Annotated in this window: 12 protein-coding genes; 9 read left to right on the top strand and 3 right to left on the bottom strand. The window is 40.4% G+C overall.

Annotated elements, in window-relative coordinates; translation table 11 throughout:
- Positions 1-15: 15 nt before the first annotated feature.
- Together ACDZ29_RS27350 and recU are read right to left on the bottom strand one after the other, a co-directional pair.
- A complete protein-coding gene (locus tag ACDZ29_RS27350) occupies positions 16-2,745 on the bottom strand; it encodes a PBP1A family penicillin-binding protein (protein ID WP_375089399.1) in 2,730 nt (909 codons plus the stop codon).
- 27 nt (positions 2,746-2,772) lie between these two features.
- A complete protein-coding gene (gene recU / locus ACDZ29_RS27345) occupies positions 2,773-3,384 on the bottom strand; it encodes a Holliday junction resolvase RecU (protein WP_289315868.1) in 612 nt (203 codons plus the stop codon).
- A gap of 149 nt (positions 3,385-3,533) precedes the next feature.
- Here recU and ACDZ29_RS27340 point away from each other — a divergent pair, with 149 nt between their 5' ends.
- The 4 genes from ACDZ29_RS27340 (at position 3,534) to ACDZ29_RS27325 (ending at position 6,235) form a co-directional block, all read left to right on the top strand.
- A complete protein-coding gene (locus ACDZ29_RS27340) occupies positions 3,534-4,475 on the top strand; it encodes a DUF2515 family protein (RefSeq protein ID WP_375089397.1) in 942 nt (313 codons plus the stop codon).
- A 355-nt stretch (positions 4,476-4,830) separates the two neighbouring features.
- On the top strand, positions 4,831-5,106 hold the full coding sequence (locus tag ACDZ29_RS27335) for a hypothetical protein (protein ID WP_375089396.1): 276 nt from the start codon (positions 4,831-4,833) through the stop codon (positions 5,104-5,106).
- Between the two features lie 70 nt (positions 5,107-5,176).
- Positions 5,177-5,545, top strand: coding sequence for a YppE family protein (locus ACDZ29_RS27330; RefSeq protein WP_289315871.1), 369 nt, complete (start codon positions 5,177-5,179; stop codon positions 5,543-5,545).
- Between the two features lie 78 nt (positions 5,546-5,623).
- Positions 5,624-6,235 (top strand): YppG family protein, encoded by a 612-nt coding sequence (locus ACDZ29_RS27325; RefSeq protein ID WP_375091232.1) that lies wholly within the window; start codon positions 5,624-5,626, stop codon positions 6,233-6,235.
- Positions 6,236-6,306: 71 nt separating this feature from the next.
- Here the strand turns inward: ACDZ29_RS27325 and ACDZ29_RS27320 are convergent, their stop codons facing one another.
- Positions 6,307-6,759 carry an Hsp20/alpha crystallin family protein gene (locus ACDZ29_RS27320; RefSeq protein ID WP_370015660.1) on the bottom strand — a complete coding sequence of 151 codons (453 nt, stop codon included), beginning with the start codon at positions 6,757-6,759 and terminating at the stop codon, positions 6,307-6,309.
- A 141-nt stretch (positions 6,760-6,900) separates the two neighbouring features.
- On the opposite strand from ACDZ29_RS27320, the gene ACDZ29_RS27315 reads away from it, so the two are divergent.
- The 5 genes from ACDZ29_RS27315 (at position 6,901) to ACDZ29_RS27295 (ending at position 12,938) form a co-directional block, all read left to right on the top strand.
- Complete coding sequence (locus tag ACDZ29_RS27315) at positions 6,901-7,671, top strand: alpha/beta fold hydrolase (protein ID WP_375089394.1); 771 nt, start codon at positions 6,901-6,903, stop codon at positions 7,669-7,671.
- A gap of 121 nt (positions 7,672-7,792) precedes the next feature.
- A complete protein-coding gene (locus ACDZ29_RS27310) occupies positions 7,793-10,072 on the top strand; it encodes a DEAD/DEAH box helicase (RefSeq protein ID WP_375089393.1) in 2,280 nt (759 codons plus the stop codon).
- A gap of 32 nt (positions 10,073-10,104) precedes the next feature.
- Positions 10,105-11,364, top strand: a complete 1,260-nt coding sequence (locus ACDZ29_RS27305) for a ribonuclease H-like domain-containing protein (RefSeq protein ID WP_289325567.1) — start codon at positions 10,105-10,107, stop codon at positions 11,362-11,364.
- Positions 11,365-11,819: 455 nt separating this feature from the next.
- The gene (locus ACDZ29_RS27300) at positions 11,820-12,323 is read left to right on the top strand and encodes a CotD family spore coat protein (protein ID WP_289325566.1); all 504 of its coding nucleotides are present in this window, start codon (positions 11,820-11,822) and stop codon (positions 12,321-12,323) included.
- A gap of 66 nt (positions 12,324-12,389) precedes the next feature.
- Entirely contained in the window at positions 12,390-12,938 is a 549-nt protein-coding gene (locus ACDZ29_RS27295) for a DUF1273 domain-containing protein (RefSeq protein WP_375089390.1), read from the top strand.
- Positions 12,939-13,105: the final 167 nt, after the last annotated feature.

Below are 13,105 nucleotides of genomic sequence, written 5' to 3'. Positions count from 1 at the left end.
TTAGACGTTTTTTAGTCAATCTTGATTTTCTTTATCCTTGTCTTTCTCTTTTTCTGGATCAGGGTCCGGGTTAGGATTAGGGTCCGGGTCAGGGGTTTCGACTGGTTTTTCTTCTACCGTCCCAGGGTCGGTGCCAGGATCCCCGCCTTCAACGTCTTCATCATCCTTATTGCCATTTCCATCATCAGTATTGTTTCCATTGCCATTTCCATTGCCATTATTATCAGTGTTTCCATTCTCATTACCATTTCCATTGTTGCCATTGTTATTTTTGTCTTCATCTTGTTTATCTTCTTCGCCTTCAGCAGGAGTTTCTTGTTCCATATCTTCACCTTCGGCTGGATCTTCAATCTCCTCTTCAGTATCCTCAGGTTCCGCCGCTTCAGCCGGTATTTCGACAGATGTACTTGCAGGATCACTTTGTTGGTTATCCACTAACGCTACCACTGAGAAAGTATATTTACTTCCAGGGGTTGGGTTAGGGATCGTTAAACTAGTATCCTTCGATTTTTTTAACACGCTCTGCGCTCCGCCATCAACGGACATCATAACCTCGAATTGGGCATTTCCTTTAGGATATGACCATGATAGATTGATTGCATTACTTTCTTGATTGTAAGAAGCGTTAATGCCTGGTGAGTCAATTTTCTCATATTCTGTCGTCACTTGTGTTGGCTCGTGACCTTTAACATAGTATTCATAAGTGATTTTACTGCTTGGCGTATATTCATTGGCTTTAACAGCCGGATTCGAACCTTTTATGACTCCAACTTTTACAACGCTGTCAGGTTGATCAAAGTCTTTCGTTTCTTTTGATTGAGCCATATGTTCCATTAAATTCTTAAAGATTGATTTAGGGATCCTTTGAGAAGAATCACCCAGATACTCCAATTTCTCACCTGATGCATTATCATAACCAGCCCATACTGCGACTGTATAATTGGTTGTATAACCCGCCATCCAGCTATCTTTTACACCGGAAGATGGGATGTTGTTCGCTGCACGCTGTTCAGGCGTGAAATTGGTTGAACCCGTTTTACCGGCTACTGGGAGATTAGGTATATTGGCTAACCTTCCTGTTCCATAAGCTTCTTTCATTACGCTCTTCAACATGTCCGTCACGATGAAAGCCGTGGAATCTTTCATGACCGGCTTCGAATCAGTCTTGTTTTTGATGGTTGTTTTGTCACGTAAAACAATCTTTTTCACACTATGCGGTTCATTATAGATACCGTTGTTTCCGAATGAACTGTATGCACCGGCAAGTTCAAGAGTAGAAACGTCTTTACCGCCACCCAATGCTGCTGATTCTGTTATTTCCTTTTCAAAAGGAATGCCCAGGTCAGTGGCAAAATCACGCGCACGGTCCAATCCGACTGCTTGAAGCGTTTTTAAGGCAGGGATATTTAATGAACGTGCCAGTGCTTCGCGAGTCGTTACGGTACCATAATGTCGCCCGGAAGCATTTTTAAGCGGTGTTCCATCAGTGTAACTATATTCCTCATCTTTGATTTGATGGTAGGTGGACCAATTTAAATATTCTACGGCAGGACCATAATCCAAAATTGGCTTAATGGTCGAACCAGGTGAACGCTTGGCATCCGTTGCATAATTCCAGCCACGTTTAACTGTCGTGTTCCTGCCGCCGCCCACTGCTTTTATTTCACCAGTTTCAGTATCGAGTAAGGTGACTCCAGCTTGGAGATCTTTACTTGGATAATTAATGATTTCATCACTGTTCAACATGTTATAGACATATTCCTGGGCATCTTTATCAATGGTCGTTTGGATTTCCAAACCATCGGTAAAGACGTTATAGTCACCCATATCTCCGACTTCCTCAATTACCAAATCGATGAATGCATCATAAGCAGTCGTATCGATTTGACTTTTATCGATTTCTTGAAGTCCTTCTGTTATATCGATGCTTTGTGCACTTTTCATTTCATTTTCGGTGATATATCCATGTTTATTCATTAAGTGCAGGACAATATCACGGCGTTCTTTCGCACGTTCAGGGTATTTATAAGGGTCATAACGGCTTGGGCTTTGCGGTAATCCGACAAGCATGGCCGCTTCGTTTAATTTCAATTCGCTTAGATCTTTTCCATAATAAGTCTGGGAAGCAGTTAAGACCCCGTTGGCACGGTTTGCAAAGAAGATCTTATTCACATACATTTCGAAAATTTCTTCTTTTGTATATTTTCTTTCAAGCTGAATGGATAGCCACATTTCCTGGACTTTCCTTTTAATGGTCTTATCAGGTGTTAAATAAGAACGCTTGATAACCTGCTGGGTCAATGTACTTGCACCCTCTGAGCCGAATCCGTTTTTGAAGTTGGCTATGACGGCACTGCCCAGACGTAAGAAATCCACCCCGTGGTGTTCATAAAAGCGGGAATCTTCCGTAGCAAGGAAAGCTTCTTCGACAAGATCAGGTATGTCTTCATAATTTACATAATCCCGGTTTTCCGTTCCGACTTCAGCTAGCAATTTTCCGTTTTCATCCAGAATTTTGGATGTGACTGGATCTTTCAAAAGCTTTTCGTCAAGTTTTGGAGCATCGCTTATAAAGTAAGCCATTGCAGCTCCTCCGGCAACCAAGCCTATAATTCCGATCGTGACTAGTATAAGGAAAATGCGCTTAAGCATATTGGTTGGCTTTTTAGGTCCATTCTTCGGTTCCTTTTTTTGTGTCTGACTCTGTTTTCGGCGTTCTTCTCTCGTATTATATTTTTCAGCCATTACAGCTAACCTGCCTTTCTAAAAAAACTAAAAATTTTCTGCGATGAGCGAATCTACTACTTTAATATAGTCAATTCTCGGTTGAAAGCCAAGAGTAATCTTTCGTGAACTACTTTCAACCTCTTGAAGAGTTATAGATTTGCGTCCACCGTCTTTCATTCTTTTCCAATAAAAACTCAGTTGTTCAGAACTCATTAGATATATATCATCCATTGCGGAAAACCGGATGATGACAAATGCAATTCCATCATGCTGAATGATCTGTTTCATATGTTCAATTTGATGGTCATGAAAATTCTTCAGTGGGAACGAACTGCTGTTTTTCGTTTCCTTTGCCTCAAAATCAATGTACTTTCCTTTATAAACACCATTGTAATCGGTGGTCGACGCTTGTTTGAAGTAGGCTTCTTTAATGACTGCAGCACTTCTCTTCGGGTAGTGGACATCGACAATTTGAATAGGTGTCGGTTTTTTATGGATGACGGCAATGCCGTGTGCTAAATAATACTGATTGGTTTCGTTCAAATCGTCTTCCAATGTTTTTCCCCGGTTGCTATAACTGATTTTTTTTAGTGGGCTTTTTTTTTCTTCCATAGCCTGCGGTACAAATCTTCGTCCGTTGGGATAATGAAATGCCACTTTTACCCCTCCTTTTTTTCACTTATCTATATTAGCAAAAAAAGAATCCAATATGTGAATAAAAAGAATTGTTTCTTAGAACGATAGGATTAATGTACAACTATATGTCACAATTCATCGCTATAGAAAGGCTGGACACATAGATGCGAATGTTAAAGACGGAAAAGCAATTGCTCCATTCCATAAAAGTCCAAACCGCTAAAGGGAATAGGGATAATATATCAAGAACAAAGGCATATGAACAATTTTTCAAAATGCATCCAGAAATACAATGGTCTTTTTTAGCGGGGATGGTTTCTAGAAATGCAGGCTGGAATATGTGTGACCTTGAAGGGATTTGGCTTTCCCATTTGCTTAGCCCCAAATACAGGCATCATTTATTTCTAACGTATGAAGATGCCAATTGGAGAATATTTCAAGATGCTTATCCGCAATTGCTTCTCTATCATTATTCGACGAAGTATGAACGTCCTTTTTTTCACTTATGTCATTATTTTTTTATTACTAAATTCATGACGAATGAATGGTATTCCTTTTGGAAATATGGGAATCGTGAAAGATTAGTCACTGCGCTTATAATAAATGAACAAAATATCATTGAAAAACCGGTTATTAAAAAGCAATCTTTCGTTTTTCATTCTATATTATTTTTCCTGCAGGACTGGATGCATTTTAGCACTGTCTTATTTCCTACCTGCAATGGAAGACTGTATGGCTCTTCCGTTTCGCATTTTAGAAATATCGATAAAAGGATTGAATTGGGGAAAAGGTTGGCTGGCCTTTTATTTTCTGAAGATTTGTTTCCGCTTTTTCATGAATTTTCCTGCAGGACTGAACCAACTGGGGCTAGATATGATTATGAACGATATCGAAAAAAGCCTAGGTACTATGAAACCCCGATGCTGAGGGGAGTTTATCCATTGATTCATCATCAAGTGTGTGAGACGGAGCAATGGGATTTGAAAAAAAAGATTAAAAAGGATTGGTTCATTGAACCTCAATGGGAAGAAGACCCGCAATTGACCGATTGGTATGACCATAAACAAAAGCAGCTGCACACAGTAGCAATGATCAAGAATTGGTTTTTATAAAAGGAAACAGGGAAGGCGTCGATTAAGCCTTCCCTGTTTATTGTACAGTATTTAAGACTTACGTTGAGGGGCGGTTTTCTCCACTAAGTTTCGGGTTCCCCGTTCCTGCCTTTTTAGTGGGCGGCTTTTGTCGTTTTTCGTTTTTTTGCTGTCTGCTTTCATTCGACTGCATAAAATCACCTCCTGTCTGTATTTTTGTTTAAAACTCCATTCTTCATTCTGCCATTGTTGTCGAAGGGCATAATAAATTAAGTGAATTACACTTTCTTTGCCGATTCCCTTCTAGTTTTGTCAGTCATGAAGGGCTTTGTGATAAAAAAAAGAATAGTACAGGTAAAGAATGGGAGGGATCAGCATGGTCAATAAAAGTGTCGCAACAGAGGAAATATTAAGGATGATAGCTGAGATCAGTACCAGCCTGGATCGTTTGGAAATTTCATATGGGGAAACTGTAAATACAGTCCGGTGCAAACTATGGGCAGAGCAATATACATTAGTTAATGAAGCCCAGGAAGCCATTGAAAAAGCCGAGGATTATTGGGTGAATGCTGAAGGTGAAAACCATTCCTTTTCCATTGTTCCGGAAAAATCAATAATTAATCACAAGGTTTTAACTGAATTGCACGTATAAGCCAACAGAATATCATTTTATAAAGAACTGGATTATACTAAAGGGAAACAAACGTGCGGAGGAATATATTGTGCAAAAAGAAAAACTGCAGCTATTGACTGAACAATTAATAAAATATACGGTCCAAGCCGATGATATCTATGAGGGTGTACGCAAGGAAGGAAAGGAAAAGGATTTCTTTTCGGAAGTCAAGCCCTTCGCAGACCAAGTCAGGACCGTTTGCATCGAATGGGAAACTGGAATGAAGGAGTGGATGAAAGAAACCGAGTTTAAGCATCTTTTCCCCGAGCAAATCGAACAAACCGCTCATAACCTTTCTGATGTAGCCGTTCAGGCATTCTTTCCTAAAACCAGTTACAAGCGATTTAAAAGTCATATCCAATCGGTCGAATTTATCCTTCATAATGTAAAAGCGGAAATCGATCGGATTTTATCATAAAATCACCTACACTATATTTCCTCTTTTTTCATATATTATCAGAACCATGTAATGAAAAAAGAGGAGGGCTCATTGAACATGATGAGATCCGGTTTTAACCAAGTCTCCCCAAATCAAGGACAGTATCCTCAATCAATGCCGGAATATTGGGGAGGGTACCAGCAGCCAATGCAGTATCCTCCGCCAAATAATCATAATCTTGAACAACCATTTATGTATCCATATCTTCCCCAGGATACAGGGGGCTATATGACGCCATATCATGATCCATATCAGCAAGCGGCCTATCACCCATTCCAACCAGTTCAGCAACAGGCGATGCCTGTGGGAGCTTATCCGGGCACCAGTGTAATGCAGCCACTGCCGCAAATGCCGCAAATGCCACAAATGCCACAAATGCCACAAATGCAGTCCAATCAGCAGCCGCAAGCTTTTAGTCCGTTCGCCAATCCGCTGCAGCCAGCTAAACGGCCCCCACAAAGTCAGCAGCAGGCTTATAATCCTTATCCTAAGCAGCAGTTCATGCAAAAGCCACAGCCATCGGGTATCAAATCGGTCATGAATCAATTCAAAACACAAGATGGCTCAATGGATATAACGAAGATGATGAATACGGCTGGACAAATGATGAATACAGTTTCTCAAGTATCTTCAATGGTCAAAGGAGTAGGGGGCTTCTTCAAAGTTTAAATGGTGAATAAAGTATAAAAGCAGACTTACAAGTGACCCAGCCACTTTTTAAAGTCTGCTTTTAATCTTGCCTAATTAATTTCAATTCGATTCCCTCTGATTTTGGGAAGGTGAAGCGTGAGGATGCCATCGCGATGTCGTGCGGTCACTTTTGCTTCATCAATCGCTTTTGGAAAGGAAATGGTTCTTGAAAATGTACCTGCTGAAACTTCTTTTTGAAACATTCCTTGAGTTTTGTGCTTCCTATCTACATGCTTTGCAGTTATGGTTACTGCATGGGTCAGCACATCAATTGAAATCTGGCTGCGTGCAATACCAGGCAAGGTAGCGGTAAGGGTATATTCTGAAAGCGTCTCGTGAACATCAACCGGAAAGCTGCGTTCTTTAGTTGAACCGAAGAAATCGTCAAGGGATTGCAGCATGCCTTTAGGTGGCCTTTCGGAAAACAGTCGATCCATTTTGTTAATGAAATGGGTAAAGGGTTCTATTCGATTCCGATTATTTTTTTTTTCAGAAGAGGTCATCACGGTGCTCCTTCCTAAAAAATTCCTTTGCCTATAGGCTATGTGAGGACTGAAGAATTGTGAATGCATTCTTGGGTTTTAGATACGGGTCTATAGGGAATAAAGTTACTGAATGATCAATAAAGGAAATGAGGGATTGATATGAATAAGACAAAAAATAGCAAGCTTTCCTACATAGATACCGGGAAAGGAAATAAAACGTTGTTGTTTATCCATGGATTTTGTGGAAGTCATGAATATTGGAGTGACATCATTGCTGAATTAAAGGATGAATACCGGGTTGTTGCCGTTGATTTACGAGGACATGGGTCAAGTGAGGAAATAGGGAAATCTTTCTCAATTGAAGATATGGCTGCTGATATTGCGTCATTTTTGGAAGAACTGAAAATCGGACAGGTTTATATGTTTGGTCATTCACTAGGGGGATATGTCACCTTGGCATTCGCCGAAAGGTTTCCTGGGAAATTGTCTGGTTTTTCACTGATTCATTCTACAGCTTTTCCGGATGATGAGGCTGGTAAGGAGGGACGTTTAAAATCTGTTGAGAAAATCGAAATGGATGGAATCCCTGCTTTCATTGACGGACTTGTACCAAAGCTTTTCGCTCATTCCGATGATCCAAATATTGAACATACTAAGGAAATCGGTTATAAAACCAGTGAAAGTGGAGCAATCGGATCTTTGCATGCCATGAGGAACAGAACAGACAGAAATCATGTACTTAAAGATACCAAGCTGCCGGTCCTTTTGGTTGCAGGTGAACAAGATAAGGTGATTCCCGCTGAAAAAACCTTTTCTGTAAAAGGGAGTCATATTAATGAAGTTATACTTGAGGGGAGCGGCCATATGGGAATGCTGGAAGCTCCAAACAGACTAATCGAAGAAATCATTCGCTATGTCGAGAAAAATTAACTGAAAAAAGTCTAAGCAGGAAACGGGCTGTTGCCGTTTCTTGCTTTTTTTTTTGAATAGGAAATAGTTTCCCTTTTGCATAGAACGTTCATTCGATAGAATAGGAGTATGAGGTGGTTATATGAAACTGCGAAAAAATTTACAAGAAATCATCACGGATTTAAAAACCAATGAAAATTTTAAAGATAATATTGTACATTGGCAAGTAATTGAAGCGAAAGAAGCAAAACATGTCCCTTTTCCCGATCGAATGAATGATAAGATCAAGCATGCTCTTGAAAAACGGGGAATTAATGGGTTGTATACGCATCAGGCAACGGCATTTGATACAGCTGTCAGTGGCAATAGCCTTGTAGCGGTCACCCCAACAGCTTCTGGTAAAACATTTTGCTATAATTTGCCGGTCCTTCAAAAAATACTTGAAGATGAAAAAACCAGAGCACTGTATATTTTTCCGACAAAAGCGCTGAGTTATGATCAGAAAAGCGAATTGAACGAAATGATTCATGAAATGGATGCTCAGATAAATAGTTATACGTACGACGGGGACACACCTTCAAATATCAGGCAAAAAATCCGACAGGCCGGGCATATCGTGATCACCAATCCTGATATGCTCCATTCCGGAATCTTGCCGCATCACACGAAATGGGTTTCTTTGTTTGAAAACTTGAAGTATGTGGTCATCGATGAACTCCATATTTACCGCGGCGTTTTTGGAAGTCATACCGCTAACGTCATAAGAAGATTAAAAAGGATCTGCAAGTTTTATGGAAGCGACCCTGTCTTCGTCTGTACCTCCGCTACGATCAATAACCCAAAAGAGTTGGCAGAAGAGCTTACGGAAAAAAAAATGGTCCTCATCGATAATAACGGGGCCCCAAGTGGGAAAAAGCATTTTGTGTTTTACAATCCCCCAATAGTCAATAAACCACTAAACATTCGAAGGAGTGCGGTTTTGGAAGTCAGGAAGCTCGCAAATGAATTTTTGAAGAATAAAATTCAAACGATCGTTTTTGCGCGAAGTAGGGTTCGTGTGGAAATTCTATTGACCTATTTACAGGAACTCGTCTCAAAGCAATTGGGGCCAAAATCGATCAGGGGCTATCGCGGGGGGTATCTGCCAACACAGCGCAGAGAAATTGAACAGGGCCTCAGGGATGGTTCCATTTATGGGGTTATATCTACGAATGCACTTGAGTTGGGTGTCGATATCGGCCAGCTCCAGGTTTGCATAATGACTGGTTACCCTGGATCGATATCCAGTGCATGGCAACAGGCGGGACGAGCAGGAAGAAGGCATGGTGAAGCACTGATCATCATGGTCGGCAGTTCTAGTGCCCTTGATCAATATATCGTCCAGCATCCCGATTACTTTTTTACCAGAAATCCAGAAACTGCAAGAATCAATCCAGATAATCTTTTGATCTTGGTTGATCATGTCAAATGTGCAGCATATGAGCTGCCATTTAAAAAAGGCGATACCTTTGGAAAAACAGAGATTATGGACGTACTGGAATTCCTTACGGAAGAAAGGGTCTTACACCTGAATGGGGACAAATGGCATTGGATGAACGATGCTTTTCCCGCAAGCAATATCAGCCTGCGTTCTGCGGCACAGGAAAATGTCGTAATCATCGATCAAACGAACGCACCGGTTAATCGGGTCATAGGTGAAATGGATACGTTCAGTGCAATGACCCTTCTCCACGATGAAGCCATTTACTTGCACCAGGGAATGCAATTTCAGGTGGAAGAACTTGATTGGGAGGAAAAAAAAGCTTATGTACGTGAAGTCAATGTGGACTATTATACGGATGCTAACCTTGCCGTTCAGTTGTCTGTATTGGAAGTGGATAAACAGCGAACTTTTGCTTCCACAGCAGCTGCCTTTGGTGATGTCGCCATCCGGGCGATGCCTACGATCTTCAAAAAAATCAAATTTGAAACTCATGAAAATATTGGTTCGGGGCCAATCAGTCTCCCTGAGATGGAACTGCACACGAGTTCGGCCATGCTTTCCATGGAGCCCGATATATTTGAATGGGACGAAAATCGAATAGAACAAGGAATGATAGGCGCTTCCCATGCTCTTAATTACATGATTCCGCTATATGTTATGTGCGATCCACATGATATCCATGTTTATCCGCAGGTTAAGGCAGCGCATAATGAAAAACCAACAATTTTTATCTATGATAGTTATCCGGGAGGCATTGGTTTAAGTGATAAGGTATATGAAAACTCTGAAGTCATTCTATTGGAAAGCATATCCATGATCGATAATTGTACTTGTGAAAGCGGCTGTCCTTCCTGTATCGGAACGGAATCCGCCACGAAAACGGCCAAGAGTGATGCAAAACAGTTATTGGGTCAATTTTTCAAGGAAAAACAAGCATAGTTTGCGGGGATAAGTGAAAAGAGGTGTAGTTTATGTCATTAAAAAATAAATTGAACCGTATGAAAACGCATATGAACCTGGAGCCAGTGAAACATCCTTCCGAAGAAGAAAATAACCATATAGTGAATGAAGAAATTCCTTATCTTGAAAAGTGGCAGGAGAACGATACCGTTTCCTTTCATTTCGATGATGACTATTGTTTCATTAGGGAGGTCCGCTACCCTATAAATCATAAACACGGGTTATATGCATTTTCTGAGCTGAAAAAGATCGTAAAAGAGTGGAATCAAACCTCTTTGGAGCATCCACTATCCGCTAAGGGCGTTAAAAGTGAAGACCTGTTTTTCTTCGATACGGAAACAACAGGGCTTGGAGGCGGAGCCGGCAACACCATTTTTTTACTAGGTTATGCCTATTTAGAAGGTGAAGAAGTTGTCGTGAAACAACATATCCTTCCGCAGCCCGGAAGTGAAATACCGCTTTACCAGAGCTTTCTGGAAAACATCAATTACGAAACGCTTGTCACATATAATGGTAAATCCTTTGATTGGCCCCAGCTAAAAACCAGACATACTTTGGTAAAGGAACATGTACCAAAACTACCGGAATTCGGACATTTCGATTTATATCATGCTTCAAGACGCCTTTGGAAAAACAAATTGGAACGAGTGAAATTATCAGTAGTCGAAACAGATATTCTAGGTGTGCATAGGGAGGATGATATTCCTGGATATTTGGCACCGATGATTTATTTTGATTTTGTTGAGAGGAAGAATCCAGAAATTTTGTTTGGAATCATGAAGCATAATGAATTGGATATCTTATCACTGATAACATTGTATATTCATTTGTCCCGGAAAATTCTCCAAATCGATGGATATACGGAAGAGTCCATGGAAATTGCACGCTGGCTCGCTTATCTGGGTAAAAAAGAGGAGTCAGTCGAGACATATGAAAAAATAGTGGAAGCGGGAAATGAGGAAGATCGGATAATTGCAGGCCATGCCTTAGCCTTCCAGAAAAAGAAGCAACAACAATTCAATGAAGCATTGGAAATTTGGAAGGAAGTCGCCCTAAAAGGGAATGTGCAAATAAGGATACAGGCACAAATTGAATGTGCAAAATTATATGAACATCAATTTAAGGAAGTCGGAACTGCTCTAAAATGTGCAAAAATTGCACAACAAGAGATGGTGAGGGAAGGGACCATTCCAGGGAAAAAACAGTTGGAATTGGAAAAGAGGATCCGGCGGCTCGAAAAGAAAGAGGAATCTAAGGGTATTTCTGTATAAGATAAGGGGATCGGAATTGTCTTTTAGTGCGAAAGGCTGAAAAAAAATATGGATACAAATATTGTAGCCTTCGACTATTATGTGTAAAATGGAAAGAGTTGAGGGTGAAATTCCGAGGCATTCATTTCATACCTTTACATCATATAAATTTAAGGTGAAAGCGGAGCGGAGAAATGTATAAAACGACTTTATTTCTATTTTTTGTAGTCCTTTGTTTAACGATTGTTTTATTTACATCATTAAAAGACAGTCTCTATTCCTTTTTATAGAAAATTACCCTCGGTGCATTTGAAGGGTTAGCCATATTATAATTAAAGTGTACTAATTGACAGCCATACATAGTTTTATACTTATTCTGTATAAATAGGTCATTTCATCAGTACACGTCTCCCCTTTTTCTCATAGTCTGTAATGGTAAGACTAAACTTATCATGATGAAAGGGGACGTATTATAAATGTATTTTCGTAATTGTGGAGGAAATAAACCCCATGTAATGGGCGCATCCAACAATGTAATGGGTGCATCCAACAATGTAATGGGCGCATCCAACAATGTGATGGGTGCATACGGGAACGCACCTGGAGTAATGGGCGCATCAACCGGTAAACACCCCAATAACGTAATGGGCGCGTCAACCGGTAAAAACTCTAACGTAATGGGAGCCTATAGTCCAACTGCTGTGTCTCCAGGGCAATTTGGTCCAGCACAAACATCTCCATCTCAAGTTGCCCCAGCTCAAGTCTCTCCAACACAGCAACATGTTAATACGAATGTATCGAACACAGTTATTCCTGTCGTTCATCCATCACATACAACGACTGTCAATAAACATGTGAACACGTTTAAGCATTACTTCCCGCATACTCAATCCGTGGTGAACGAGTGCTATAATCAACACTTGATATGTGGAAGGCCGCCGCATAACCCATGCTGTCCGCCTAGGCATTTCGGATACTAAAAAATAAGGGCTTATTAAGCCCTTGTTTTCATACATAATCATGTTATAAGGGAGATTGGCCAAGCAATGAAGGTTTTGTATATGACTGGCTACAAAGCTTTTGAATTCGGGATTTTCAAAAATGACCATGAAGCCGTAAAATATATAAAGAAAGCGATGAAGCAACGTCTTCTGCCATTGGTGGAAGAAGGGCTGGAATGGGTGATTATATCAGGTCAGTTGGGTACGGAACTATGGGGTGCCGAAGTGGTGTTCGAAATGCAGGAAGAATATAATCAGCTTAAATTTGGGGTGCTTACTCCTTTCCTGAAACAGGAAGAGTCATGGAATGAGACGAATCAAGACTATTACCGATCCATTTTGGCCCGTGCCGATTTTGTTGAATCCATTTTCAACAAGCCATATGAAGGGCCACAACAGCTGAAAATCAAAAATAAGTATATGGTCCATAAAAGCGATGCCATGCTCATCATTTTCGATGCCGAAAAAGAAGGGTCAGCCCGATATCCATATTTCGAAGCGATGAAAAAAGCGGAAACACAGCCTTACCCCATCTTTCAGATAAACTTTGATGATCTGCAGCTGGCTGCGGAAGAAAGCAGCTGGTCTGAATAATGACAGAGTGAAAATAATTATGGATTAAAAGTTGTTTCTAAAGCATATTCATATTATGATGAAATTTAGATACAGATTCATGGGAGTACATATCGTTCACTGAAACATTATGCAAATAAAAAGGTGTTTCGTTGACAAACCCAAGCAGATTTGAAAAAATAATAAAA

The sequence above is a fragment of the Peribacillus sp. RS7 genome (genome assembly GCF_041956845.1).
Lineage (GTDB): Bacteria > Bacillota > Bacilli > Bacillales > DSM-1321 > Peribacillus.
The sequence above is the reverse complement of the archived record's forward strand: the minus strand, read 5'-3'. Positions and strand labels throughout refer to the sequence as shown.

Bases quoted from the DNA above. Each gene is read 5' to 3' on its own strand.
- ACDZ29_RS27350 (WP_375089399.1), bottom strand. From the start codon at position 2,745: ATGGCTGAAAAATATAATACGAGAGAAGAACGCCGAAAACAGAGTCAG.
- ACDZ29_RS27340 (WP_375089397.1), top strand. From the start codon at position 3,534: ATGTTAAAGACGGAAAAGCAATTGCTCCATTCCATAAAAGTCCAAACC.
- ACDZ29_RS27335 (WP_375089396.1), top strand. From the start codon at position 4,831: ATGGTCAATAAAAGTGTCGCAACAGAGGAAATATTAAGGATGATAGCT.
- ACDZ29_RS27325 (WP_375091232.1), top strand. From the start codon at position 5,624: ATGATGAGATCCGGTTTTAACCAAGTCTCCCCAAATCAAGGACAGTAT.
- ACDZ29_RS27320 (WP_370015660.1), bottom strand. From the start codon at position 6,759: ATGACCTCTTCTGAAAAAAAAAATAATCGGAATCGAATAGAACCCTTT.
- ACDZ29_RS27315 (WP_375089394.1), top strand. From the start codon at position 6,901: ATGAATAAGACAAAAAATAGCAAGCTTTCCTACATAGATACCGGGAAA.
- ACDZ29_RS27310 (WP_375089393.1), top strand. From the start codon at position 7,793: ATGAAACTGCGAAAAAATTTACAAGAAATCATCACGGATTTAAAAACC.
- ACDZ29_RS27305 (WP_289325567.1), top strand. From the start codon at position 10,105: ATGTCATTAAAAAATAAATTGAACCGTATGAAAACGCATATGAACCTG.
- ACDZ29_RS27300 (WP_289325566.1), top strand. From the start codon at position 11,820: ATGTATTTTCGTAATTGTGGAGGAAATAAACCCCATGTAATGGGCGCA.
- ACDZ29_RS27295 (WP_375089390.1), top strand. From the start codon at position 12,390: ATGAAGGTTTTGTATATGACTGGCTACAAAGCTTTTGAATTCGGGATT.